The organism is Streptomyces orinoci (assembly GCF_003121295.1).
In the GTDB taxonomy this organism is placed as follows: domain Bacteria; phylum Actinomycetota; class Actinomycetes; order Streptomycetales; family Streptomycetaceae; genus Streptomyces; species Streptomyces orinoci.
This window is the reverse complement of sequence record NZ_PHNC01000031.1, coordinates 330,289-354,182: the sequence shown is the minus strand read 5'-3', so window position 1 is coordinate 354,182 and position 23,894 is coordinate 330,289. Positions and strand designations below refer to the sequence as shown.

Annotated in this window: 20 protein-coding genes and 1 pseudogene; 10 read left to right on the top strand and 11 right to left on the bottom strand. The window is 70.2% G+C overall.

The window, feature by feature from the left end:
- Nucleotides 1–33: 33 nt before the first annotated feature.
- Both CV755_RS23715 and pdxR read right to left on the bottom strand, forming a co-directional pair.
- Nucleotides 34–1,398, bottom strand: coding sequence for a serine hydrolase domain-containing protein (locus CV755_RS23715; RefSeq protein ID WP_109282307.1), 1,365 nt, complete (start codon nucleotides 1,396–1,398; stop codon nucleotides 34–36).
- Nucleotides 1,399–1,496: 98 nt separating this feature from the next.
- Complete coding sequence (gene pdxR, locus CV755_RS23710) at nucleotides 1,497–2,903, bottom strand: MocR-like pyridoxine biosynthesis transcription factor PdxR (RefSeq protein WP_109282306.1); 1,407 nt, start codon at nucleotides 2,901–2,903, stop codon at nucleotides 1,497–1,499.
- 47 nt (nucleotides 2,904–2,950) lie between these two features.
- On the opposite strand from pdxR, the gene CV755_RS23705 reads away from it, so the two are divergent.
- A complete protein-coding gene (locus tag CV755_RS23705; RefSeq protein WP_109283477.1) occupies nucleotides 2,951–3,403 on the top strand; it encodes a carboxymuconolactone decarboxylase family protein in 453 nt (150 codons plus the stop codon).
- Nucleotides 3,404–3,433: 30 nt separating this feature from the next.
- Here the strand turns inward: CV755_RS23705 and CV755_RS23700 are convergent, their stop codons facing one another.
- Nucleotides 3,434–4,216 (bottom strand): oxidoreductase, encoded by a 783-nt coding sequence (locus tag CV755_RS23700; protein WP_109282305.1) that lies wholly within the window; start codon nucleotides 4,214–4,216, stop codon nucleotides 3,434–3,436.
- A gap of 86 nt (nucleotides 4,217–4,302) precedes the next feature.
- Nucleotides 4,303–4,881 (bottom strand): TetR/AcrR family transcriptional regulator, encoded by a 579-nt coding sequence (locus tag CV755_RS23695; protein WP_109282304.1) that lies wholly within the window; start codon nucleotides 4,879–4,881, stop codon nucleotides 4,303–4,305.
- A 212-nt stretch (nucleotides 4,882–5,093) separates the two neighbouring features.
- Between CV755_RS23695 and CV755_RS23690 the strand changes: the two genes are divergently transcribed.
- Nucleotides 5,094–5,972 (top strand): serine hydrolase, encoded by an 879-nt coding sequence (locus tag CV755_RS23690; protein ID WP_193553502.1) that lies wholly within the window; start codon nucleotides 5,094–5,096, stop codon nucleotides 5,970–5,972.
- A gap of 127 nt (nucleotides 5,973–6,099) precedes the next feature.
- A pseudogene (locus CV755_RS23685) lies at nucleotides 6,100–6,944 on the top strand (IS5 family transposase).
- Nucleotides 6,945–6,959: 15 nt separating this feature from the next.
- Here CV755_RS23685 and dnaB read toward each other — a convergent pair.
- A complete protein-coding gene (gene dnaB / locus CV755_RS23680; protein ID WP_338323688.1) occupies nucleotides 6,960–9,638 on the bottom strand; it encodes a replicative DNA helicase in 2,679 nt (892 codons plus the stop codon).
- Between the two features lie 482 nt (nucleotides 9,639–10,120).
- On the opposite strand from dnaB, the gene CV755_RS23675 reads away from it, so the two are divergent.
- Complete coding sequence (locus CV755_RS23675; RefSeq protein WP_241561369.1) at nucleotides 10,121–11,461, top strand: MATE family efflux transporter; 1,341 nt, start codon at nucleotides 10,121–10,123, stop codon at nucleotides 11,459–11,461.
- 253 nt (nucleotides 11,462–11,714) lie between these two features.
- Here the strand turns inward: CV755_RS23675 and rplI are convergent, their stop codons facing one another.
- From rplI to rpsF, 4 genes are all read right to left on the bottom strand, one after another.
- Complete coding sequence (gene rplI, locus CV755_RS23670; RefSeq protein WP_109282301.1) at nucleotides 11,715–12,161, bottom strand: 50S ribosomal protein L9; 447 nt, start codon at nucleotides 12,159–12,161, stop codon at nucleotides 11,715–11,717.
- An 18-nt stretch (nucleotides 12,162–12,179) separates the two neighbouring features.
- Nucleotides 12,180–12,416 (bottom strand): 30S ribosomal protein S18, encoded by a 237-nt coding sequence (gene rpsR, locus CV755_RS23665; protein WP_004950692.1) that lies wholly within the window; start codon nucleotides 12,414–12,416, stop codon nucleotides 12,180–12,182.
- Nucleotides 12,417–12,458: 42 nt separating this feature from the next.
- Nucleotides 12,459–13,046: a single-stranded DNA-binding protein gene (locus CV755_RS23660; RefSeq protein WP_109282300.1), complete on the bottom strand. Its 588-nt coding sequence runs from the start codon at nucleotides 13,044–13,046 to the stop codon at nucleotides 12,459–12,461.
- 78 nt (nucleotides 13,047–13,124) lie between these two features.
- Nucleotides 13,125–13,415, bottom strand: coding sequence for a 30S ribosomal protein S6 (rpsF, locus tag CV755_RS23655; protein WP_049719052.1), 291 nt, complete (start codon nucleotides 13,413–13,415; stop codon nucleotides 13,125–13,127).
- 244 nt (nucleotides 13,416–13,659) lie between these two features.
- On the opposite strand from rpsF, the gene CV755_RS23650 reads away from it, so the two are divergent.
- The 3 genes from CV755_RS23650 (at nucleotide 13,660) to CV755_RS23640 (ending at nucleotide 16,290) form a co-directional block, all read left to right on the top strand.
- On the top strand, nucleotides 13,660–13,992 hold the full coding sequence (locus CV755_RS23650) for a hypothetical protein (protein ID WP_109282299.1): 333 nt from the start codon (nucleotides 13,660–13,662) through the stop codon (nucleotides 13,990–13,992).
- Nucleotides 13,993–14,094: 102 nt separating this feature from the next.
- Nucleotides 14,095–15,213 (top strand): lipid II:glycine glycyltransferase FemX, encoded by a 1,119-nt coding sequence (locus CV755_RS23645; RefSeq protein WP_109282298.1) that lies wholly within the window; start codon nucleotides 14,095–14,097, stop codon nucleotides 15,211–15,213.
- 45 nt (nucleotides 15,214–15,258) lie between these two features.
- The gene (locus CV755_RS23640) at nucleotides 15,259–16,290 is read left to right on the top strand and encodes an alanine racemase (RefSeq protein ID WP_109282297.1); all 1,032 of its coding nucleotides are present in this window, start codon (nucleotides 15,259–15,261) and stop codon (nucleotides 16,288–16,290) included.
- A 34-nt stretch (nucleotides 16,291–16,324) separates the two neighbouring features.
- Here CV755_RS23640 and CV755_RS23635 read toward each other — a convergent pair whose 3' ends face one another.
- A complete protein-coding gene (locus CV755_RS23635; RefSeq protein ID WP_109282296.1) occupies nucleotides 16,325–17,815 on the bottom strand; it encodes a glycosyltransferase family 87 protein in 1,491 nt (496 codons plus the stop codon).
- Nucleotides 17,816–17,928: 113 nt separating this feature from the next.
- Nucleotides 17,929–20,514, bottom strand: a complete 2,586-nt coding sequence (locus CV755_RS23630) for a transglycosylase domain-containing protein (RefSeq protein ID WP_109282295.1) — start codon at nucleotides 20,512–20,514, stop codon at nucleotides 17,929–17,931.
- 271 nt (nucleotides 20,515–20,785) lie between these two features.
- On the opposite strand from CV755_RS23630, the gene CV755_RS23625 reads away from it, so the two are divergent.
- The 3 genes from CV755_RS23625 (at nucleotide 20,786) to CV755_RS23615 (ending at nucleotide 23,893) form a co-directional block, all read left to right on the top strand.
- Nucleotides 20,786–21,373, top strand: a complete 588-nt coding sequence (locus CV755_RS23625; protein ID WP_109282294.1) for a PadR family transcriptional regulator — start codon at nucleotides 20,786–20,788, stop codon at nucleotides 21,371–21,373.
- 49 nt (nucleotides 21,374–21,422) lie between these two features.
- Nucleotides 21,423–22,505, top strand: a complete 1,083-nt coding sequence (locus CV755_RS23620) for an inositol-3-phosphate synthase (RefSeq protein ID WP_109282293.1) — start codon at nucleotides 21,423–21,425, stop codon at nucleotides 22,503–22,505.
- Between the two features lie 77 nt (nucleotides 22,506–22,582).
- A complete protein-coding gene (locus CV755_RS23615) occupies nucleotides 22,583–23,893 on the top strand; it encodes an MFS transporter (protein ID WP_109283475.1) in 1,311 nt (436 codons plus the stop codon).
- Nucleotide 23,894 lies beyond the last annotated feature (1 nt).

The window sequence follows — 23,894 nt, the reverse complement described above, 5'->3', positions numbered from 1 at the left end:
GGGGCTTGGCATGGGTACGTTGCCGGGCGCGGTTCAGCGCCAGCCCTGCTCGTCCACCCCGCCGGGGATCGCGTCCTCGGGGGCGTAGGGGCGGCGGGTAAGGACAAAGGTGCCGATGTCCAGGTGGCTGAGGGTGCCGTCGGGGCGGCGGACGGGCCGCAGGGGCTCGCCCGCGTAGTAGCCGTCCAGGCCGGTGAAGGTGCCGTCCGGCCCGGGGCGGAAGGTGGCGGCGCGGCCGTGGCCGCCGTCGAGCGGGGCGAGGTCCAGTGTGCCGTCCGGGCGCAGCCGTACCGTCATGGGCTGGGTGCCCCAGTACCAGGGGCCGGTCAGTTCCAGCAGTGCCGGGTCGAGGTCCGGGGCAGGGCGCCAGGGCTCCGGGATGCGGGGTTCCAGGCGGGCCACGGTGTCCAGCAGGTCCGCGGCGGGGCCGGCGACGTCCCCGGAGGTGGCATTGGCCAGTACCACGGTGGCCAGGTCGTCCCGCGGGCTGGTCCATAGGCAGGCCACAAAGCCCGGCATGGAGCCGGTGTGGCCGTGCAGCAACCGGCCGTCCCGGCGCAGCAGTTGGATGCCCAGGCCATAGCCGCCCGACCAGTCCGCGCCCTGGGGTCCGGCCATCGGGGCGCGCATCTCGGCCAGGGTGTCCGCGCCCAGCACCCGGTCGTCGCCGTGCAGCAGGAAGGCGGCGAACCGGCTCAAGTCGGCGGTGGTGGACCATAGTTGTCCGGCGGGGGCCATCAGCCCGGTGTCCACGGCGGGTTCGGGGAGCAGCGCGTCCGCCCAGGGGTGGACGGCCCAGCCGTCCGCGTGCGGTGCCCGGGGCGCATAGCCGGTGCGCTCCATGCCCAGGGGCCGCAGCACCTCCTGGCGCAGCACCTGGTGCCAGGGGGCCCCGCGCAGCCGTTCCACCAGCGCCCCCAGCAGGGCGTAGCCGGGGTTGGAGTAGTGGTGGATCCGGCCCGCCGGATGGCGCCGGGGGTGCGCGCCGAAGACATCGGCCGGCTGGGGGCGCAGCGCTCCCTCGGTGCGCTCCCACCATGGTCCGCGCGCCTCGGCAGCCAGGCCGGAGGTGTGGGACAGCAGCTGGGCGATGGTCGCCTCGCCGCCCTCGGTGGTCTCCAGGTGTTTCTCCAGCGGGTCGCCCAGGTCCAGCAGGCCCTCCTCGCGCAGGCGGAGCACCAGCACGGCGACCAGGGTCTTGGTGAGGGAGCCGATGCGGTACTGGGTGTCGGTGGTGGGCGGCCGGCCGGCCACCTCGCCGCGTCCAATGGACCACACCGTCTCGCGGCCCCGGATCACCGCCGCCGAGAGCGAGGGGAGGCGGCCTTCGCGCTGGGCTGTGGCGGCCCGGTGCAGCAGGGCCCGCCGGGTGGTGGGCAGCAGTTCATCAACGGTCATCCCGGCAGCGTACGGGCGCCCTCGTCAGAGGCTCGGGGTGCCGGTGACCATGCGGTTCGGCGGCGTGCTTACGACCCGGCCGCACCGGGAAGCAGCCCTCAGGGCAGCGCCGGCAACGACCGGCACAAAGCGTCCAGGGCTCCCGCGAAGGCGTGGTCGGGGGGCGTGGCATAGCCCACCACCAGGCCGTCATAGGCGGCATCGGTGCTTTGCGGGTGCCGGTAGCCCGCCAGCCCCTCCAGGGCGACCCCGCGCCGCTCCCCCGCCCGTACCACCGACTGCTCCGTGCCGGGCGGCAGCCGCAGCACCGCGTGCAGTCCGGCGGCGATGCCGGACACCGCGATATGCGGGGCGCGCCGGTCCAGGGTGGCCAGCAGACGGTCCCGCCGGTCGCGGTAGCGCTGGCGCATCCGGCGCACCTGGCGGTCATAGCCGCCGGAGTCCAGGAACTCGGCCAGGGTGAGCTGGTCCAGGGCGCTGGTGTAGCCCTCGCGTTCGCCCTTGAGGCGCAGCACATCGTCCACCAGGTGGTCGGGCAGTACCAGCCAGCCGAGGCGCAGTGCGGGGGACAGGCTCTTGCTGACCGAGCCCAGGTACACCACCCGTTCCGGGTCCAGGCCCTGGACGGCGCCGACCGGCTGGCGGTCATAGCGGAACTCCCCGTCGTAGTCGTCCTCCAGCACCAGCCGGCCGGATCCGGAGCGGGCCCATTCCAGGGCGGCGGTGCGGCGGGCGGGGTCCAGCGGGCCGCCGGTGGGGAACTGGTGGGCGGGGGTGAGCAGTACGGACCGTACGCCCCTGGCCGAGGCCAGCCGGCCGGTGTCGGCGCCGTGTTCGTCCACCGGCAGCGGCAGGGTGCGCAGCCCGGCGGCGTCCAGCAGGGAGCGGTGGAAGGGCAGGCCATAGGACTCCACCGCCACCGTGCCGCGCAGCACCCCCGCCCCCAGCAGCCGCAGGCCATGGGCGAACCCGGCGCAGATCACGATGCGTTCGGGGTCGGTGCGTACCCCTCGGGCGCGCGCCAGATAGCCGGCCAGGGCGCGGCGCAGTTCGGGACGGCCCTGGGGATCGCCGGGTCCGAAGGCGGAGTTGGGGGCGGCGTTCAGGGCGCGGCGGGCGGCGGCCAGCCAGGCGGTGCGGGGGAAGGAGGCGGCGTCCGGCTGTCCTTGGCGCAGGTTGTGGGCGGGTGCCTGCTCGGTTGCGGCGGTATGGCGCCGTGGCGGCGGGGGCGCGGGCCGGTGGGCGACCCGGGTGCCGGAGCCCTGCCGGGCGGCCAGCCAGCCCTCGGCGGCCAGTTCGGCATAGGCCTCGGCCACGGTGTTACGGGCGATGCCCAGGTCGGCGGCGAGCGAGCGATAGGGCGGCAGCCGGGTGCCGGGCGCCAGCCGGCCGTCGCGGATCGCCTGGCGCAGTGCGGCGGTCAGCCGGGCGCGGCGGCTGCCGGTGCCGGACAGCTGGAGGTGCAGATCGGTGCCCAGCGGAGAATTGACCCGGGATTCTGCCATGGAAACGCACCCTATCCGGGGTCGCCCGGCTGCCTAGCGTGGTGCTTATGACTCAGCTACGGCACACCCCCCGCTTGGACTTCCGCACCACCGCCCCCAAGGTCTTCAAGGCCGTACTGGCCCTGGACGCGGCCGCCAAGGAGAGCCTGGACCCGGTGGTCCTGGAACTGGTGCAGATCCGGACCTCACAGCTCAACCACTGCACCTACTGCATCGAGTACCACACCAGTGACGCCCGTGGGGCGGGCGAGACCGAGCAGCGCATCTACCAGCTCAGCGGCTGGCGGGAGTCGCTGCTCTACACCGCGGCCGAGCGGGCGGCGCTGGCCCTCACCGAGGCGGTCACCCTGCTGCCGGGTGGCGTCCCGGAGGAGGTGTACCGGCAGGCCGCCGAGCACTTCGACGAGCCACAGCTGGCCGGTCTGATCTCGGTGATCTGCACGGCCAATGTGTGGAACCGCATCAATGTCACCACCCGCGCCACCCCTGGTGTCCGCTGAACTTCCCCGGGCTCAGAGGGCTTTGACCGTTCAGAGAGTCTTGACCGTTCCGCCGTCGATCAGGTGCTCCGTACCGAGGATGTTCCCGGCGGCATCGGAGAGCAGGAAGACGATCAGGGCGGCCACCTCCTCCGGTTCGGTGATCCGGCCGCTGGTGATGCCGAACCGCTCGGGCACCGACTTCAGCAGCCCGGGCAGGTCGGTGCCCAGGGACTCGGCCAGCTGTCCGGCGTATCCGTTCGGGTCGTCCCAGACGGCGGTGCGGACCACGCCCGGGGAGACGGTGTTCACCCGCACGCCCTGCGGCCCGAACTCCTCGGCCAGCGACTTGCCCAGCGCGGTGAGCGCCGCCTTGGCCACGCTGTAGGCCACCGGACCGGCCGCGGGGAGACGGGAGTTGATGGAGGAGACATTGACCACCGAGCCGCGCCGTTCGATCAGGCTGGGCAGGGCGGCCCGGGTGACCCGGACCGCGCTCAGCAGCACCAGATCCAGGACGGCCTGCCAGTCGGCGTCATCGGTCTCGCCGAAACCGCCGGGCTTGACGGTCTCATTGACGCCCACATTGTTCACCAGCAGGTCAATGCCGCCGAGTTGGTCAAGGGCGCGCTCGATGAGGTGGGTGGCGCCCTCGGCGGTGCTCAGATCGGCGGCGACGGTGAACGCGCCGGTGGCCGTCAGCTCCGGGGTGATGGTGCGGGCGGCGCCCAGGACGCGTACGCCCTCGGCGGTCAGCGCCTTGACGGTGGCCAGCCCGATGCCCCGGCCGGCACCGGTGACCACGGCGGTCTTGGAGTGGAGTCGCAGGTCCATGGGATCTCCCTTTTTTGAATCACAGGTACAGAACTACGGCTGAAAAGCGGCCGGTGGTCAACCGGCCGTAATGGAGCAGACGTTGGTCAGAGTGAGTCGAGCAGGGCATCCACGGCGCGCCGCAGGCGCCGGGGGTCCTCCTCGACACGGGCGGTGGTCCGCAGGCCCACCAGGGTGGTCAGCAGCAGACTGCCCAGGGCGGCGGCGTCCCGGGAGGCGTCGATCTCGCCCGTGCGCCGGCCCTCTTCGATCAGCGACCGGAACGCGCCCTCGGTGCGGTCGAACATCCGGCGCACCTGGACCACGGCCTGTTCATCACAACTTCCCAGCTGCGCAGCGGTGCTGACGGCCAGACAGCCGCGCCGGTCGGGGTCGGCGAAGTCCCTCTCCAGCAGCAACAGCAGCACCTCGCGGAGCCGTTCCTTCACCGGACCCGGCCGGTCCAGCAGTTCGGTCAGGGCAACCGCCCGACTGTCCCGGTAGCGGCGCAGCGCCAGGTCGAACAGGGCGCGCTTGCTGCCGAAGGCGTGGTAGAGGCTGCCCTTGCCGATGCCCAGAGCGTCCACCAGGTCCTGCGGCGTGGTGGCGGCATAGCCCTTGCGCCAGAAGACCTCCATCGCCCGTTCCACGGCGAGTTCGGGGTCGAACTGCTTCGGTCTGCCCATGTGCCACAGCCTAGCCGGTTAATGTACTCGCAAGTCAAGAACTTCTTCGGCCGGTTGAGCCGGTTGTGCCGGTTGACGGGTGCGCAACCTTTTACCTGGTCGGCCAGTCAAGTGCGATGAGTACACCGCCGGTGTGCTCCCCGTGACCGATCGAGGGGGGACCGTTAGTGACGCACCACCGCATATCCCGGCGCACCGGCGGCTTACTGTCCATGGCTCTGGCCGCCGGAACCCTGATGGCCGCCGCCATACCCCCTGCGGCGGCGGCAACTCCCCGGGTGGTCTGCAGCTCGGCGAAGCCGGGACTGGCGGCGAAGCTGGTCAAGGACATTGAGGCGGCCCTGCGCGGACGGTCGTCCGTCACCGCGCTCGCCCTGCACGACCCGGCCACCGGGACCAGTTGCACCCTGCGGGAGAACCAGCGCTTCGACTCCGCCAGCGTGGTCAAGGTGACCGTACTGGCCACCCTGCTCTGGGACGCGGACCAGCGGCACCGGACCCTCACCCGGGAGGAGACCCGGTGGGCGCGGAAGATGATCACCGAGTCGGACAACGCCAGCACCACCGCACTCTGGAAACGGCTGGGCGTGGCCAGAGTAAGAGCCTTTGTACGGGCCGCCGGAATGACCCATACCGTCCCCGGGGCCAATGGCTACTGGGGCCTGACCCAGATCACGGCCCGCGACCAGCAGCGGCTGCTGGCCCTGCTGACCGCCGACAACGCGGTGCTCAAGGCGAGTTCGCGGGCCTATGTCCTGGACCTGATGAGCGAGGTCATCCCGGCCCAGCGCTGGGGCACCCCGACCGGGGCGCCGGGCGACGCCAAGGTCCATGTAAAGAACGGCTGGTTGCAGCGCAGCGCCTCAAAGGACTGGCGGGTGCACAGCATTGGGGCCTTCACCGGCGGCGGCCACAACTACACCATCTCGGTACTCACCGAGCACAACCGCACCATGAATACCGGGGTGAGCACCATAAACGCCGTGGCAAGGGCGGTGCACCGGAACCTCAACCCCGATGCCAGACCGCCGATGACGGTCGCTCCGCCGACCGATCCGGCAGAGGTCATGCCGCCGGTGCCGGGGTGGTGAGGTAGCTCAACTCCCCGGCCACGCCTGGCTGATGAGGGCCGGTGCGGCGTGCGGGTGCGGCAGGTCCACCCCCTGCTTGAAAGGGCCTAGGCAGTTTCGTTTGGATCAGTCGGTCGTTGGTCCGGGTGTGCCGTTAACAGATGCGCAGTGGGCGCGGATTGAGCCGTTGCTCCCGGACCGGACACCGCAGCGTGGTGGTCGCTGGCGGGATCACCGGGAAATGATCGACGCGATCTCCTTCAAGTTCCAGACCGGGACGCAGTGGGTCCACCTGCCGGAGAAGTACGGCAACTGGAGAGGTGTCTACAACCGGCTGCGGATGTGGGCCCTCGACGGCACCTGGCAGCGGGTTTTCACCACGCTGATGGCCCAGGCCGATGCCGATGAGGACCTGGCCTGGGCCGTGTCGGTGGACTCCACGATCGTGCGTGCTCACCAGCACGCGGCCGGAGCCCGCAAAAAGGGGCCCCGGCCGGCGAACCGGCCGACCACGCCATCGGTCGGTCCCGGGGCGGACTGACCACCAAGATCCACCTCGCGGCCGATGCCCGCTGCCGGCCCCTCGCCTTCGTCCTCACCGCCGGCCAGGCTGGTGATGCACCTGCCTTCACCGCCGTCATGGCCCGCCTGCGCGTTCCCCGACGACGTGGTCGTCCGCGCACCAGGCCGGACATGGTCCTGGCGGACAGGGCCTACTCGTCCCGCGCGATCCGCGACCACCTGCGCAAGCGCGGCATCCGAGCGGTCATCCCGGTCCCGGCGGACCAGCGGGGCCACCGGCTTCGACGCGGCAGCCGGGGCGGCAGGCCACCGGCCTTCGACCGCGAGACCTACAGGCTGCGCAACACCGTCGAACGGTGCATCAACCGCCTGAAGCAGTGGCGAGGGATCGCGACCCGCTACGAGAAGACCGCCACCATCTACATGGCCGGACTTCACATCGCGGGCATCTTCCTTTGGTCAGCACGATGATCCAAACGAAAGGCCCTAGGTCTGCGCCATGTCCACAAAGCGCGAGTAGTGGCCCTGGAAGGCCACCGTGATGGTGGCCGTGGGGCCGTTACGGTGCTTGGCGACGATCAGGTCGGCCTCACCGGCCCGCGGGGACTCCTTCTCATAGGCGTCCTCGCGGTGCAGCAGGATGACCATGTCGGCGTCCTGCTCGATGGAACCCGACTCACGCAGGTCGGAGACCATCGGCTTCTTGTCGGTGCGCTGCTCGGGGCCTCGGTTCAGCTGGGAGAGCGCGATCACCGGCACCTCCAGCTCCTTGGCCAGGAGCTTGAGGTTACGGGACATGTCGGAGACCTCCTGCTGACGCGACTCGGGGCGCCGGGCGCCGCCGGACTGCATCAGCTGGAGGTAGTCGATGACGATCAGCTTCAGGTCATTGCGCTGCTTCAGCCGGCGGCACTTGGCGCGGATCTCCATCATCGACAGGTTCGGGGAGTCGTCGATATAGAGCGGCGCGGCGGAGACATCCGGCATCCGGCGGGCCAGCCGGGTCCAGTCCTCGTCGGTCATGGAACCGGAACGCATATGGTGCAGGGCGACCCGGGCCTCGGCCGACAGCAGGCGCATGGCGATTTCATTGCGGCCCATTTCCAGCGAGAAGATCACGCTGGGCAGGGCGTGCTTGATGGAACAGGCGCGGGCGAAGTCCAGCGCCAAGGTGGAGTTGTGGGTGGGGACCATCGACCGGGTGGCGAGGTACATGTGATCCTCGTTGTCCACCTGGACGCAACGCACCGGAACGCTCGCGACCTCGCGCACCTCGGCGATGTACCGCTGCCCCAGCCGGGGGGTGGCGGGACGCCGACGCTCCCGGTGCGTCTTGCGCTTGCGCTCCAGCCCGAAAACATCCTCCAGTGCCGTGAAGGTGATGACATGGGCCACCGCTGAATCCGCCGAGCGCCCCTTGACGCGCCTGGCCTGCCGCCCATACCGGTAACCCAGGCCGGCCAGCAGCTCGCAGAACCCGTCCGCCAGCGCCTTGTTGGTCACCGTGAACTGCACGGATCCGGTTCGGTTGACCGTACCGTCCGTATCCAGCAGCCCGGCCAGCAGCGCCCTGCGCTGGGCGATGGAGCCGCGCAGGTACACCTGCGGAATATGCTTGTTGCCCAGTACACCAAGCTCTCGAAGCCTGACCAGCAGGCTGCCATGGTCCCGGGTGCACCGCTGGCAGCGAGGAATGGCGTATGGCGAGAAACACACCGCGCCGCAGTCGGCGCACGTGGTGTGCGGCACCGGCTCGGAGATGAATCGCGCCTTGCCGCCGCACGACTGACCACAGCTGCGCACATGGGCGACCTTGGGCACAAAGCTCTTGCCGCACACCACACAGGAACGCTCCAGCAGCTCCGGCTCGTCAACGGAGAGCCGCAGGGCGTAGGTCAGCGTGGTGCCCACCTGCCGGGTGCGGAACCCGTCCGCCTCGACACGGCGCAGAATTTCCGGATCCGCCGTGGTGATCTGAGCCGCACCGCTGCTGCCATCGCCGAGCCAGGCGCCGAGCGTATAGGGCGGGACAGGCAACTCCTGTGCGGGCAGGTCAAGGGCCGCCGTGTTGCGCACCGAGTGGTTCATCCGCCGCTCGGCACCACAACGCACCGTCGCGGCGATCTCCTTGGTCGTCCTGACCGAGGCCACGGCGGTGCCGGAACGGCGGGAGGCGCGGGTGTCGGTGAGCCACTGGTGATCGGCATCGGCGACCACCGTGGTGCCGTCGTCGAAGACGATCTCGTAGCAAGGGCGATCGACCATGATGTCGGTCACGGCGACCACCCTCGTCGGCTTGCCGTCCGCCCCGAGCAGGAAGTCCCCGACCCGGACCTCGCCCATGGTGGTCCAGCCGGCAGGGGTGGGCAGCGGAGTGTCCAGCGCAAGCGCCTTACCCATGGCAGGCCGGGCCGCGATGACGATCATCTGGCCGGGGTGCAGGCCGTTGGTGAGGGCATCCAGGTCGCTGAAGCCGGTGGGAACCCCGGACATCTGGCCGCTGCGCGAGCCAATGGCCTCGATCTCGTCGAGCGCGCCCTCCATGATGTCGCCCAGCGGCAGATAGTCCTCGCTGGTGCGCTGCTCGGTGACCGCGTAGATCTCGGCCTGGGCGTTGTTGACGATGTCGTCCACATCGCCATCGGCCGCGTATCCCATCTGGGTGATGCGGGTGCCCGCCTCCACCAGGCGGCGCAGCACGGCCCGTTCATGGACGATCTCGGCATAGTACTCCGCGTTGGCCGCGGTGGGGACGGTCTGGACCAGGGTGTGCAGATAGGCCGCGCCACCGACCCGGGTGATCTCACCGCGCTTGGTGAGCTCGGCGGCGACCGTGATCGGGTCGGCGGGCTCGCCCTTGGCATAGAGGTCCAGGATGGCCTGGTAGATCGTCTCGTGCGCGGGCTTGTAGAAATCGGTGCCCTTGAGCACCTCCACCACATCCGCGATGGCGTCCTTGGAGAGCAGCATGCCGCCGAGCACCGACTGCTCGGCCTCGACGTCCTGCGGGGGCACCCGCTCGAAGCCGCCCTGGGAGCTCTGCCAGGGGGCGTCCTCCTCGCCGCCGCGGGGCTTGCCCTCGCCGCGCCGGGAGCGGGGGAAGGGCAGCCGGTCGCCGGGGCCGCCGTCGGCCCAGGGGTCGTCCATGGGCTCGGGGACGCTCACCCTGCCACCTCCTCCCGTCCGCGGTGCGGACCTCGCAGTGCCCCATCCTTCTTAGGGCACGGCTCTGACAATCAGGTCGCCCTGCTCCGGTTGGGAGGCGTCGGGTTCGGGTCGGTCTCCTACCCTCTGTGGAGGGTCCGTGAGACGGGGAACAGACGGCGGGCGCCGGTCCACGGTAGGCCCGCGGGCACCGTCAGCCAATCTGGTTATCCACAGGGCTTGTGGATGAGCGGCCCCATCCTGTGGAGAACTCGCCCCAACCTGTGCACGGGGCGGGGGAAACCGCTGTGGACAAACCCACAGTCGGCGCCAGCCCACCGCACTGACCTGCGGTTTTGCCATCCACCGGCTGTTGAGGAGAAAAACTTCTGTGGTTGGGATGAGATCACGACAAACGACGCAGAGAAGATCGCCCACCGAGGGGTGACGTAAGTGACCAATGGCCATTGCGCTCATTACCTGTGGAAGATTGAATGGGACCTGTGAGTCATACGCTTCCGTGGTCCCGGCGCGCCGCCCGCCGCCATGACCGCGAGATACTCGCGCTGGCCCTGCCCGCCTTCGGCGCGCTGGTCGCCGAGCCCCTGTTCGTCCTGGCAGACAGCGCCATCGTGGGCCACCTGGGCACCCGCCAGCTGGCCGGGCTCTCGGTGGCCGCCACCCTGCTGACCACCGCGGTCGGCGTCTTTGTCTTCCTCGCCTATGCCACCACCGCCGCCGTCTCCCGCCGGCTGGGCGCCGGGGACCACCAGGGGGCCATCCGCCAGGGCATGGACGGCATCTGGCTGGGACTGCTGCTGGGCACCGTGATCGCGCTGGCACTGCTGCCCACCGCCCCGGCCGTCGTCCGGCTCTTCGGCGCCTCCCCCTCCGCCGCGCCCTGCGCCGCCGAGTATCTGCGCATCAGCGCCCTGGGCATCCCGGCGATGTTCGCCGTGCTGGCGGCCACCGGGGTGCTACGCGGACTGCAGGACACCCGCACCCCGCTCTATGTCGCCATCGGCGGCTTCACCGCCAACGCGGCGCTCAACCTCGGCCTGGTCTACGGGGCCGGCCTGGGGATCGCCGGCAGCGCCTGGGGCACCGTGCTCGCCCAGTGCGCCATGGCCGTCTGCTACCTGGCCGTGGTGGTGCGCGGCGCCCGCCGCCATGGCGCCTCACTGCGTCCGGACGCGGCCGGGATCCGGGCCTGCGCCCAGGCCGGGGCCCCGCTGCTGGTCCGCACCCTGGCGCTGCGCGCGGTGCTGATGATCGCCACCGCGGTGGCGGCCCGGCTGGGCGACGGAGAGGTCGCCGCCCACCAGATCGTGCTGTCCCTGTGGTCTCTGCTGGGCTATGCCATGGACGCCATCGCCATCGCCGGGCAGGCGATCATAGGGCGCTCACTGGGCGCCGGGGACACCGAGGGAGCACGGGCGGCCTGCCGCAGGATGGTGCGGTGGGGCGTGACCGCCGGAGTGGTGCTGGGGCTGCTGCTGGTGGCCGTACGGCCGCTGCTGCTCCCGCTGTTCACCACGGACGCGGCGGTAAGGGACATGGCACTGCCCGCGCTGCTGATCATGGCCGTCTCCCTTCCGGTGACCGGTGTGGTCTGTGTGCTGGACGGGGTGCTGACCGGGGCCGGGGACGGGCCCTATCTCGCCTGGGCGATGCTGGCGGTGCTGGCGGTGTTCGCACCGGTGGCCCTGCTGGTGCCGGTGCTGGGGGGCGGGCTGGGGGCGCTGTGGTGGGCGATGGGCCTGATGCTGCTGACCCGGATGGTGACGCTGCTGCTGCGCACCCGCTCCGGCCGCTGGCTGGTGACGGGGGCGGTGCGGACCTGACCGACGGGTATGGGCCTGCGGCGGGCCGCGGAACGGCCGTGTCCGCTGAGGCGCATCGCTGAGGCGCTTTCGCGGGGCCGCTTCCGCCGAGGCCCAGCGAAGGCACCACCGGGCGCCGCGCCGGAGCGAGACACCGCCGACCGGAGCGCCGCCCGCACGGCACCGGGCGCACCCATGAACCGGCCGTACCCATGGCAAAGGGCCGCATCCCGGGGGGATGCGGCCCTTTGTGATGCTCTGCCGAGCGCGACGCTTACGCGGCGACGACCTCGACGCCAAGCTTGGCGACGACATCGGCGTGCAGACGCACGGACACCTCGTGGGCGCCCAGGGTCTTGATCGGCGAGCCCAGCTCGACGCGGCGCTTGTCAACCTCGGGGCCACCCGAAGCCTTGATCGCGGACGCGACATCGGCCTGGGTCACCGAGCCGAACAGGCGGCCGGCCTCGCCGGCGCGGACGGCAAGGCGGACCTTGACGCCCTCGAGCCGGCCCTTGACCTCGTTGGCCTGCTCGACCGTGGCGATCTCGCGCAGCTTGCGAGCGCGGCGGATCTGCGCGACGTCCTGCTCGCCACCCTTGGTCCAGCGGATCGCGAAACCGCGCGGGACCAGGTAGTTGCGGGCGTAGCCGTCCTTGACGTCAACAACGTCACCGGCGGCGCCGAGGCCGGAGACCTCGTGGGTGAGGATGATCTTCATTAGTTGGTCACCCTTCCCTTATCGCGCGGACGAGGTGTAGGGCAGCAGCGCCATCTCACGGCTGTTCTTCACGGCCGTGGCGACATCGCGCTGGTGCTGGGTGCAGTTGCCGGTCACGCGACGGGCACGGATCTTGCCGCGGTCGGAAATGAACTTCCGCAGCATGTTCGTGTCCTTGTAGTCCACGTAAGCGGTCTTGTCCTTGCAGAAAGCGCAGACCTTCTTCTTGGGCTTGCGCGGAGGCGGCTTAGCCATTGTCTCTCTCCAGTGTGATCAAGAAGTTTGTTGCTGTTCGCCCTAGAAGGGCGGTTCGTCGGAGTAGCCGCCGCCGGAGTTGCCGGAGCCGCCGCCCCAGCCGCCTCCGCCGCCGCCCGGCTGGCCGCCGGACGGAGCGCCGGTCGCCCAGGGGTCGTCGGCGGGAGCCCCGCCGCCGCCCTGCTGGCCGCCGGGACCGGAGCCCCAGCTGCCACCCTGGCCACCGCCGTTGCCGCCGCCGAAGCCACCACCCTGGCCGCCGCGACCGGTGGTCTTGGTGACCTTCGCCGTGGCGTTCTTCAGGCTGGGCCCGACCTCTTCGACGTCGAGCTCGAAGACCGTGCGCTTGACGCCCTCGCGGTCCTCGTAGGACCGCTGCTTGAGCCGGCCCTGCACGATGACGCGCATGCCGCGCTGAAGCGACTCGGCGACGTTCTCCGCCGCCTGACGCCACACCGAGCACGTCAGGAAGAGGCTTTCGCCGTCCTTCCATTCGTTGGTCTGGCGGTCGAAGGTGCGGGGAGTGGACGCGACACGGAACTTCGCGACCGCCGCACCGGACGGGGTGAAGCGCAGCTCGGGGTCGTCGACGAGATTGCCGACGACCGTGATGACGGTCTCGCCTGCCATGGATGAACCTCTCGGCGGGTGTGCTGGCTGCTTGCTACTCGTTGCGATACAGCCCGATTACCGCTGAACCGGTGGGGTTCAGTGGGTCTCGGGACGGAGGACCTTGGTCCGGAGGACCGACTCGTTCAGGTTCATCTGGCGGTCGAGCTCCTTGACGACCTCAGGCGTGGCCTGCAGGTCGATGACCGAGTAGATGCCCTCGGGCTTCTTCTTGATCTCGTAAGCGAGACGACGACGGCCCCAGGTGTCGACCTTCTCGACCTTTCCGTTGCCCTCACGGACGACGGAGAGGAAGTTCTCGATCAGCGGGGAGACTGCACGCTCCTCGAGATCGGGGTCGAGGATGACCATCACCTCGTAGTGACGCATGTGGAACCCACCTCCTTTGGACTCAGCGGCCACGGTCGATCCGTGGCAGGAGGGTCGTGATGCGTTGTCAACGGTATCGGCCGACACTGACAAGGAGTGCGGCTATGGAGAGATACCGATGCAGACCGTACAGAGTACCCGCACCTTGCCGTCCGGTTGAAATCCCGGGCCCGGGCCCCGCAAGCTGGACGCATCGGTGTGACCGGCGCTACACCGCGCCGCCCGCCTTCCAGGAGGTAGTGCCATGACACAGGCAGTCCGGCAGACCCCGAGGAGTCCCCGCGGGCTGCTCAACGCCGTGCTCAACAGTGACGGCAAGCCCCACCCCCTTGAGAACACCATGGTCGCGGTGACCGTGGTGCTCGGCGCCCTGGCCTTTGTCTCCTCGGCCTTCAAGGACCTGCATCTGCTCAGCTCCTGGAGCGGGCTGGCGGGCGTGCTGAGCGGGGCGTACGGGCAGTTCATCTCGGCCACCACCGGCGAGCGCTTCTTCCTGGTCATCGGCCTGGGAGCGGCCGCCATCGGGCTGTTCCTGGGCATCGCCCACGGCGGACTGTGGGGCGGTGTGGTCGGATAGCGGGCGGTACGCCCAAACGGGGCGCTCCCCGGTCGCAGTAGGCTTCGGCGCGAGAGCCGGAGCCCCGACCCTGGGGACACACCTGCCGAGGAGCGCCCCGCAATGAGCCTGACCCTGAGGACCATCAGCCGAGAGCAGCATCTGGCGTACATCCAGAGTCTGCCCGCGGCCAGCCACATGCAGGTTCCGGCGTGGGCGGACGTCAAGGCGGAGTGGCGCTCGGAGAGCCTGGGCTGGTTCGACAAGACCGGCCAGATGGTGGGCGCCGGCCTGGTGCTCTACCGCCAGCTGCCCAAGATCAAGCGGTATCTGGCCTATCTGCCCGAGGGGCCGGTCATCAACTGGTACGCCCCCAACCTGGAGGACTGGCTCCAGCCCATGCTGGCCCACCTCAAGAAGCAGGGCGCCTTCTCGGTGAAGATGGGCCCGCCGGTGGTCATCCGGCGCTGGGACGCCAACGCCATCAAGAGCGGCATCGCCGACCCGGACGCCAAGCGGCTGCGCGATGTCGAGCCCACCTTTATCGAGCCGCGCGCCTTCGAGGTCGCCGACAAGCTGCGCCGGATGGGCTGGCAGCAGGGCGAGGACGGCGGGGCCGGCTTCGGTGACGTCCAGCCGCGCTATGTCTTCCAGGTGCCGCTGCAGAACCGTTCCCTGGAGGATGTCCACAAGGGCTTCAACCAGCTGTGGCGGCGCAACATCAAGAAGGCCGAGAAGGCCGGCGTCGAGGTCGTCCAGGGCGGCTACGAGGACCTGCCGACCTGGCAGCACCTCTACGAGATCACCGCGGAGCGCGACAAGTTCCGCCCGCGGCCGCTGAGTTACTTCCAGCGCATGTGGACGGCCCTCAACACCGAGGACCCCAACCGGATGCGCCTGTACTTCGCCATCCACGAGGGCGAGGCGGTGGCCGCCGCCACCATGCTGATCGTCGGCGGGCACGTCTGGTACTCCTACGGAGCCTCCGCCAACCACAAGCGCGAGGTGCGCCCGTCCAACGCCATGCAGTGGCGGATGCTGCGCGACGCCTACGCGCTGGGCGCCAGCGTCTACGATCTGCGCGGCATCGGTGACTCGCTGGACGAGAACGACCACCTCTTCGGCCTCATCCAGTTCAAGGTCGGCACCGGCGGGCAGGCGGCCGAGTACCTCGGCGAATGGGACTTCCCGCTGAACAAGCTGCTGCACAAGGCGCTCGACATCTATATGTCGCGCCGCTGACCCCACCGATCCGTCCACTCCCAGGGAAAGGCTCCAGGACCGGTCATGGCGCTCACGCTCTATGTCGACACCCAGCGCTGGCGGGCACACCAGCAGTCCGTCCTCCAGCAGTTCCCGGGCATCGTCCCGGTCTGCAAGGGCAACGGCTACGGCTTCGGCCACGAACGGCTGGCCGATGAGGTGACCCGCTTCGGCGCGGACACCCTCGCCGTGGGCACCACCTACGAGGCGGCCCGGATGAAGGACCTCTTCGGCGGTGACCTGCTGGTGCTCACCCCCTTCCGGCTGGGCGAGGAACCCGTCCCGCTGCCGGACCGGGCCATCCGCTCGGTCTCCTCGGTCGAGGGGGTGCGCGGCCTGGTCGGCGCCCGGGTGGTGGTCGAGGTGATGAGCAGCATGAAGCGGCATGGCATCAGCGAGGAGGACCTGCCCAAGCTGCACGCCGCCATCGAGGATGTGCGCCTGGAGGGCTTTGCGATACACCTTCCGCTGGACCGGGCCGACGGCACCACCGGGGTGGACGAGGTCGCCGGGTGGATGGAGCGGCTGCGCGCCGCCCATCTGCCGCTGCACACCATGTTCGTCAGCCACCTGGGGGCCCAGGACCTGGCCCGGCTTCAGCAGCAGTTCCCGGGGACCCGCTTCCGGGCCCGCATCGGCACCCGGCTGTGGCTCGGTGACCATGACGCCACCCAGTACCGCGGCGCGGTGCTGGACGTCACCCCGGTCGCCAAGGGCGACCGCTTCGGCTACCGCCAGCAGAAGGCGGCCGGCGACGGCTACCTGGTGGTGGTGGCCGGCGGCACCTCGCACGGCGTGGGCCTGGAGGCGCCCAAGGCGCTGCACGGCATGATGCCCCGGGCCAAGGGCGTGGCCCGGGCGGGGCTGGCCACCATGAACCGCAACCTCTCGCCGTTCGTCTGGGCGGGCAAGCAGCGCTGGTTCGCCGAGCCGCCGCATATGCAGGTGTCGATCCTGTTTGTGCCCAATGACGCGCCCGCGCCGCAGGTCGGCGACGAGCTGGTGGCCCATCTGCGGCACACCACCACCCAGTTCGACCGCGTGGTCGATCACTGATCCCCCCTTGAGTGACCGGCCCGGAGCGGTGGCGCTAGCGTGTGCCGCCGCTCCCGGCCCACTGATGGACCGCCTCGTCCTCCGGCTCCCCCATGGGCCGCGCATCGCGCACGGCGGGGAGGGTCACTATGTCCGGCGCCCCGTCCAGCACCCCGCCGGAGGGGTCGTCCGAGCCGTCCAGCCGCACCACATCGTGGTGCGGGGCCAGGATGTCGCGCACCACCAGGGCGCAGAGGTAGAGCGTGCCCAGCAGGTGCAGCACCAGGGCGAGTTGATAGCCCTCCAGGGGCAGGCCCTGGCGCTTGTCGCCGCTGCCGCTGTAGGCCAGGTAGTACCAGATCCCCAGGAAGTACAGGACCTCACAGCCCTGCCAGACGAGGAAGTCCCGCCACCTGGGGCGGGCCAGCGCGGCCAGCGGGACCAGCCACAGCACATACTGCGGTGAGTAGACCTTGTTGGCCAGCACGAACAGGGCCACCGTCAGGAAGGCCAGCTGGGCCAGGCGCGGCCGCCGGGGCGCGTACAGCGCCAGGGCGGCGATGGCCAGGGTGCCCAGGATCATCACCACTGCCACATAGGTGTTGACGTTCCCCAGCGGATCACCGGTGCGCTGGGAGATCAGCAGCCAGACCGAGCCATAGTCCACCGGCCGTTCCTGGCTGAAGGTGTAGAACTTGGCCCAGCCGGGCCGGATATGGAAGCCGCCGCCGGACCAGCTGAGCATCACCGGCAGGTTGACCACCAGCCAGGCACCGGCGCCGGCGGCCAGGGCGGTGAGGAACTGCCGCAGCCGGCCCGCCCGCAGGCACAGCACCAGCAGGGGGACGAGCAGCAGCAGCGGATAGAGCTTGGCCGCCCCGGCCAGCCCGATCAGCACCCCCGCGGCCACCGGCCGGCTCCGGGACCACATCAGCAGGGCCCCGGCGGTCAACGCCACCGCGAACAGGTCCCAGTTGATGGTGGCGGTCAGGGCGAGCGCCGGGGCCAGCGCCACCGGCAGCGCGTCCCACGGCCGGCGGCGGTGGACGCGGGCCACACAGATCACCGTGATCACGGCACAGACCATCAACAGCCCGGCATTGGCGATCCAGTTGTACTGCTCGCGCGCCTGGAGGCTGTCGCCCCCGGGGGTCAGCAGCGCGGCGACCTCCATGAACAGCCCGGTGAGCACCGGGTATTCGAGGTAGTCCATATCGCCGGCGCTCTGCGGGACCCGGTCGAAGTAGGGGATCAGCCCCTGGTCGAAGCCGCGCCCGGAGAACAGGTGCGGGATGTCGGAGTAGCAGGCGTGGGTGTACTGGGTGGTGGCGCCGAAGAACCAGCCGTGGTTGTAGCAGGGCAGCTTCTGCACCATGCCCAGGGCGAACATGCCGGTCATCACCAGGGCGATCACCAGCGCGGCGGCCCGCCACCCGCCGGGCAGCGCCCGCCGCCCGGCCGGCCCGCCGATGAGCTCACTGCCCCCGGCGGCCACCTCGTCCTCCTCGGTGGGCCGTACCACCCGCTCGTCCCGATCACTGCTCATGCGCCCATCCTGCCGTAAGGCGCCGGGGCCCGCTGGGGGCTGTGGAGGGGGCGGCGGTTGTGGACAACTCCGTCACCCGGTCCGGTGGGGCACCCGGCGGGAGCCGGGGCGGCTCACCCCGCGGGCCCCCCGAAGAGGCCACCGCCGCCCGTCCGCCGGGTCGGGGGCGGCGGCGGGGGCTCGCCCTGGTCGCCGCCGGCCGGGCCGCCGGGGCCGCCGTCGTCGGTGGCGCCGTTGCCGCCGATGGCACCGGGGGTGCAGTGCCGGTCCGGCGGCGCACAGCCCTTGCTGGGCGACGGGGAGGCGGTGGGTGAGGCGGTGGAGGACGGTGAGGCGGAGGGGGAGCCCGAGGGCGCGGCCGGGACGGTGGGCACGGGGGAGGGCGAGGGGCTGGCGCCGCCGCCGTAGACCTTCTCCCCGATCGGCTGGGGCGCGTCGAACTCCTCCACCGGCTGCCCGCGCAGCGCCTCGCTCATATAGGCCGCCCAGATCTCGGCCGGAAAGGAGGCGCCGTGAATGGTGGGCTTTCCGCCCACCCCGCGCATCGAGAGGAATTCCTGGTTACGGGCGTTGGGATCGACCCGGAACATCCCGATGGCGGTGGACAGCTGCGGGGTGTAACCGGCGAACCAGGCCGAACGGTTGCCGTCCGTGGTGCCGGTCTTCCCGGCCACCGGGCGGCTGCCGAGCTGGGCCGCGGTGCCGGTGCCCGCCTGCACCACCGTTCTCAGCACATCGGTGACGTTATTGGCCACGTTCGCCGGAAAGGCCTGCCTGCTCTGCTGCTCGTGCTGGAAGGCGGGCTTGCCGTTCTTCTCCACCTTCTCCACCGAATAGGGGTCGATCTGCCGCCCGCTGTCGGCGAAGGTGGCATAGGCGCCGGCCAGCCTGATGGCGCTGGGCGCCGAAGTGCCCAGCGAGAAGGTCGGGGTGAGCGAGGCCAGTTGTTCCTTGTCCAGGCCGGCCTTCAGCGCCGCCTCCCGCACCAGGTCCGTGCCCACATCCATACCCAGCTGGATATAAGGGGTGTTCACCGAGAACTGCATGGCGGTGCGGAGGCTGATCAGGCCCCGGTCCTCGCCGCCGTCGTTCTTCTGGTGCCATTCGCTGCCGTCCCGGTCGTGCCAGACGGCTCCGCTGTAGGTGCGCAGGGTCAGCATGTTGTCGCCGTTGTAGACGCTTTCCGGGGAGACCCGGGTGCGCTGGTCATCGCTCTGCTGCGGTCCCAGCGCGGGATTGCGCTTTCCGTGCTCCATGGCGGCGGCCAGAACGAAGGGCTTGAAGGTGGAACCCACCTGAACCCCGGTGTAGTCGGCATTGTCGGTGTAATGGGTCAGCGCGTTCTCGCCACCATAAATGGCCACGATCTTGCCGGACTTGGGCTCCACCGAGGCGCCGCCGAACTGCACGAACTGGTCCACGCTACGTGTCTGCGGCTTGATGTTCGCCTTGCGCACCGCCTCCACCGACTTGGACAGGGAGGCCACCCTGTCGCGGTCGAAGGTGGTGTAGATCTGGTAACCGCCCTTGTCCAGCTCGCCCTTGCTGATCTTTGAGTGGGCCACGATGTAGTTGTCGGCGAGATCGGTGAGATAACCGATCTGTCCGGCCCGGTTGGTGGCGGGCCTGGGCTTCTGCGGGGTGGGAAATCCCTTGGCCACCCACTGGTTGTGCTCGGCCGCCGGCATATGGCCGGTCTGCACCTCCCGGTCCAGGGTCCATTTCCAGCGGTCGCTCGCCCGCTTGAGGTTCTTCTCCGGGGTCGCCGCCGGGCCCTGGCCGCCGTAGGGGTCATAGAGATTGGGGCCGTTGAGGGTGGCGGCCAGATAGGCGCTCTCGCTCGCCGTCAGATCGGCGCAGTCCTTGTCGTAGTAGGCGCGGGCGGCGGCCTGGATGCCATAGGCGCCGCGCCCGTAGTAGGCGGTGTTGAGATAGCCCGCCAGAATGTCGTCCTTGTTCTGGGTGGCGCCCACCTTCACCGAGATCAGCAGTTCGGTGGCCTTGCGCTTGAGCGTCTGCTCCTGGCTCAGATAGGTGTTCTTCACAAACTGCTGGGTGATGGTCGAGCCGCTCTGGGTCTCACCGCCCTCGGCCATCTTGACCACCGCGCGCAGAATGCCCATCGGGTCCACGCCCCAGTCCTTGTAGAAGCTGGCGTTCTCGGCCGAGATCACCGCGTTCTGCATGGACTTGGGAATCTGTGCGATGGGCACGATCTGGCGGTTGAGGCTGCCGCCGCCGGCCACCACCATCTGTTTGCCGTCGGCCCAGTAGTAGACGTTCTTCTGCACCTTGGAGGCCAACTGGGCGCTGGGCACCTGCACCACGGCCAGGGCCACCCCCACGGTGCCCAGAACCAGCCCCGCGAAGGTGCCGCACAGGCCGGCGACCAGCTTCCAGGAGGGAAGCCAGCGCCATATCCCGGCCTTGCCGGCACGCGGATAGTCGATGAACCGGCCCAGGCCCGTCCGGGCGGGCCCGGGCGGGCGTCCGCGCCCGCCGCCCCCGCGCCGGGCGGCGCGCCGGGCCGCGGCCCGTCCGCCCTGGCCGCCGTCAGTTCCCCGGCGCGGGCCGGGCACCGGGGAGCCGCTGCGCGGTGCGGCACGGCGGCCGGACGGCGGCTGCTGGGCCGCGCGCCGGGCCGCGGCTCGTGAGCCGCCGCCGTGCGGCCGCGGCGGCTTGCGGCGATGCTCGCTCATCGAAGGACTACTTCCTCGGGGTGGGACCGTCTCCGCGTGGCGCACAGACTACGCACCGTCAAACCCCGACTACTGCGGCTGTTCACTCCAAATCAGGCCCCGTGGGTCCCCCGAACCGGTGATGTGACCTCGTTCACCGTCCCTCCCCTTGTCGCCGAGTGATCGCCGTTCTATCGTCTGGATGTATCGAGTCGATACATCAGCTCGGCATAAGGGACCAATAAAGGTTAGGGATCAAAGGATTAGGCTGTGGGGGACAAGGAGGCGAAACATGAGCAGACGCTCCGGCATCCTCGAGTTCGCCGTCCTCGGCCTGCTCCGCGAGTCCCCCATGCACGGCTACGAGCTGCGCAAGCGCCTGAACACCTCACTGGGGGTGTTCCGTGCGTTCAGCTACGGGACCCTGTATCCCTGCCTGAAGTCGCTGGTGGCGAACGGCTGGCTGGCGGAGGAGACCGGCGGCGCACCCGAGGACGCCCGTGCGGCGTCCCTGGCCGGGCGGCGGGCGAAGATCGTCTACCGGCTGACGGCCGAGGGGAAAGAGCACTTCGAGGAGTTGCTCGCCCACACCGGTCCGGACACGTGGGAGGACGAGCACTTCGCCGCCCGCTTCGCGTTCTTCGGACAGACCTCACGGGATGTGCGGATGCGGGTCCTGGAAGGCCGCCGCAGCCGGCTGGAGGAGCGCCTGGAGAAGATGCGCGCCTCACTGGCCCGTTCCCGCTCCCGGCTGGACGACTACACCCTCGAACTCCAGCGGCACAGCATGGAGTCCGTGGAGCGCGAAGTCCGCTGGCTGAACGAGCTGATCGAAAGCGAGCGGGCCGGGCGTGACAGACGCACCGGTCCGGACAAGTGAGTCCTGCGACCCGCAGGGCTTCGTCGAGTACACACAGGGAGCAACCGGAATGGGTTCGGTTCGCGTAGCCATCGTCGGCGTGGGCAACTGCGCCGCCTCGCTGGTGCAGGGCGTCGAGTACTACAAGGACGCCGACCCGAACGGCCGCGTGCCGGGTCTGATGCACGTTCAGTTCGGCGACTACCACGTGCGGGACATCGAGTTCGTGGCCGCCTTCGACGTGGACGCCAAGAAGGTGGGCCTGGACCTCGCGGACGCCATCGGCGCCAGCGAGAACAACACCATCAAGATCTGCGACGTGCCCGCCACCGGCGTCACCGTCCAGCGCGGCCACACCCTCGACGGCCTGGGCAAGTACTACCGCCAGACCATCGAGGAGTCCGCCGAGGCCCCGGTGGACGTCGTCCAGGTCCTCAAGGACAAGCAGGTGGACGTCCTGGTCTGCTACCTGCCCGTGGGCTCCGAGGACGCCGCCAAGTTCTACGCCCAGTGCGCCATCGACGCCAAGGTCGCCTTCGTCAACGCGCTGCCGGTCTTTATCGCCGGTACCAAGGAGTGGGCGGACAAGTTCACCGAGGCCGGTGTGCCGATCGTCGGTGACGACATCAAGTCGCAGGTCGGCGCCACCATCACGCACCGGGTGATGGCCAAGCTGTTCGAGGACCGGGGCGTCATCCTGGACCGCACCATGCAGCTGAACGTCGGCGGCAACATGGACTTCAAGAACATGCTCGAGCGCGAGCGCCTGGAGTCCAAGAAGATCTCCAAGACGCAGGCCGTCACCTCCCAGATCCCCGACCGCGACCTGGGCGAGAAGAACGTCCACATCGGCCCCTCCGACTATGTGGCCTGGCTGGACGACCGCAAGTGGGCCTATGTCCGCCTGGAGGGCCGTGCCTTCGGTGACGTCCCGCTGAACCTGGAGTACAAGCTCGAGGTCTGGGACTCCCCCAACTCGGCCGGTGTCATCATCGACGCGCTGCGCGCCGCGAAGATCGCCAAGGACCGGGGCATCGGCGGCCCGATCCTCTCCGCCTCCTCGTACTTCATGAAGTCCCCGCCGGTGCAGTACTTCGACGACGTGGCGCGGGACAACGTCGAGAAGTTCATCAAGGGCGAAGTCGAGCGCTGACCTCGTTCCCCGCTCCTTTGGACGGGCCCCCGGGAATTGTTTCCCGGGGGCCCGTCCATTGTGTGAGGCTGGGCCGCATGCCCGTTGCGCGTGATCTTCGCGTCCTGCTCCGTCTGCGCGATTTCCGCCGTCTGCTGGCCGTACGGCTGCTCTCCCAGGGCGCCGACGGCGTCTACCAGGTGGCCCTGGCCGCCTATGTGGTCTTCTCCCCCGAGAAACAGCCCTCCCCCGCCGCCATCGCCTCCGCCATGGCCGTGCTGCTGCTGCCCTATTCGCTGCTGGGGCCGTTCGCCGGAGTGCTGCTGGACCGCTGGCGCCGCCGCCAGGTGCTGCTGCACGGCAATCTGCTGCGGGCCGCGCTGGCCGTGGGCACCGCCCTGCTGATCGCGGCCCGGGTGCCGGACTGGCTGTTCTATGTCTCCGCCCTGTCGGTCACCGGCGTCAACCGCTTTGTACTGGCCGGACTCTCCGCCGCGCTGCCGCATGTGGTGGACGGTCAGCAGCGGCTGGTGATGGCCAACGCCCTCTCGCCGACCGCCGGCACCCTGGCGGCCACCGCGGGCGGGGCCCTGGCCTTCGGGGTGCGCCTGGCCGGGCCGGGCGGCCCCGCCTCCGACGCCATGGTGGTGCTGGCGGGCGCCCTGCTCTATCTGGCCGCCGCGCTGGCCGCGCTGCGGCTGCCCAGCACCTTGCTGGGACCGGAACTCCCGCTGCCGCGCGCCGAGTTCGGCCGGGCGCTGAGCGGCACCGTACGCGGTCTGACGGCCGGCCTGCGGCATCTGGCCGGACGGCGGCCGGCCGCCGTGGCGCTGGCCGCGGTGACGGTGATGCGTTTCTGCTATGGCGCGCTGACGGTGACTCTACTGATGCTCTGCCGCTATGCCTGGACCCACAGCAGCAGCGCCGGGCTGGCCCTGCTGGGGCTGGCGGTGGGCGTGTCCGGCGCCGGGTTCTTCGCCGCCGCCCTGCTCACCCCCTGGGCGGTGGGGCGGCTGGGCCGGCTGGGCTGGATCGCGGCCTGCGCGGGGGCGGCGGCGGTCCTGGAGCCGGCCCTGGGCCTGTCCTTCGCCAGGGTCCCCGTGCTGGCCGCCGCCTTCGTCCTGGGACTGGTCACCCAGGGCGCCAAGATCGCCACCGACACCGTGCTCCAGGCCTCGGTGGCGGACCGCTTCCGGGGCCGGGTGTTCTCGCTCTATGACGTCCTGTTCAACGCCGCCTTTGTCGCGGCGGCCGGGGTCGCCGCCCTGATGCTGCCGCATGACGGGCGGTCGGTGGCCCTGCTGATCGTCGTCGCCCTGCTCTACGTCGCGGTCGCGGTGGCCCTGGCCCGCGAGGTTTCACGTGAAACAACGGCGCCCGAGGACGTCCGGCCGTCGCGTTTCACGTGAA

Coding starts and splice junctions, on each gene's coding strand:
- CV755_RS23625 (WP_109282294.1), top strand. CDS start 20,786: ATGAGCAGACGCTCCGGCATCCTCGAGTTCGCCGTCCTCGGCCTGCTC.
- pdxR (WP_109282306.1), bottom strand. CDS start 2,903: ATGGCAGAATCCCGGGTCAATTCTCCGCTGGGCACCGATCTGCACCTC.
- CV755_RS23640 (WP_109282297.1), top strand. CDS start 15,259: ATGGCGCTCACGCTCTATGTCGACACCCAGCGCTGGCGGGCACACCAG.
- CV755_RS23705 (WP_109283477.1), top strand. CDS start 2,951: ATGACTCAGCTACGGCACACCCCCCGCTTGGACTTCCGCACCACCGCC.
- rplI (WP_109282301.1), bottom strand. CDS start 12,161: ATGAAGATCATCCTCACCCACGAGGTCTCCGGCCTCGGCGCCGCCGGT.
- rpsF (WP_049719052.1), bottom strand. CDS start 13,415: ATGCGTCACTACGAGGTGATGGTCATCCTCGACCCCGATCTCGAGGAG.
- CV755_RS23700 (WP_109282305.1), bottom strand. CDS start 4,216: ATGGACCTGCGACTCCACTCCAAGACCGCCGTGGTCACCGGTGCCGGC.
- CV755_RS23650 (WP_109282299.1), top strand. CDS start 13,660: ATGACACAGGCAGTCCGGCAGACCCCGAGGAGTCCCCGCGGGCTGCTC.
- CV755_RS23645 (WP_109282298.1), top strand. CDS start 14,095: ATGAGCCTGACCCTGAGGACCATCAGCCGAGAGCAGCATCTGGCGTAC.
- CV755_RS23630 (WP_109282295.1), bottom strand. CDS start 20,514: ATGAGCGAGCATCGCCGCAAGCCGCCGCGGCCGCACGGCGGCGGCTCA.
- CV755_RS23620 (WP_109282293.1), top strand. CDS start 21,423: ATGGGTTCGGTTCGCGTAGCCATCGTCGGCGTGGGCAACTGCGCCGCC.
- CV755_RS23635 (WP_109282296.1), bottom strand. CDS start 17,815: ATGAGCAGTGATCGGGACGAGCGGGTGGTACGGCCCACCGAGGAGGAC.
- CV755_RS23695 (WP_109282304.1), bottom strand. CDS start 4,881: ATGGGCAGACCGAAGCAGTTCGACCCCGAACTCGCCGTGGAACGGGCG.
- CV755_RS23690 (WP_193553502.1), top strand. CDS start 5,094: ATGGCTCTGGCCGCCGGAACCCTGATGGCCGCCGCCATACCCCCTGCG.
- CV755_RS23715 (WP_109282307.1), bottom strand. CDS start 1,398: ATGACCGTTGATGAACTGCTGCCCACCACCCGGCGGGCCCTGCTGCAC.
- CV755_RS23615 (WP_109283475.1), top strand. CDS start 22,583: ATGCCCGTTGCGCGTGATCTTCGCGTCCTGCTCCGTCTGCGCGATTTC.
- CV755_RS23660 (WP_109282300.1), bottom strand. CDS start 13,046: ATGGCAGGCGAGACCGTCATCACGGTCGTCGGCAATCTCGTCGACGAC.
- rpsR (WP_004950692.1), bottom strand. CDS start 12,416: ATGGCTAAGCCGCCTCCGCGCAAGCCCAAGAAGAAGGTCTGCGCTTTC.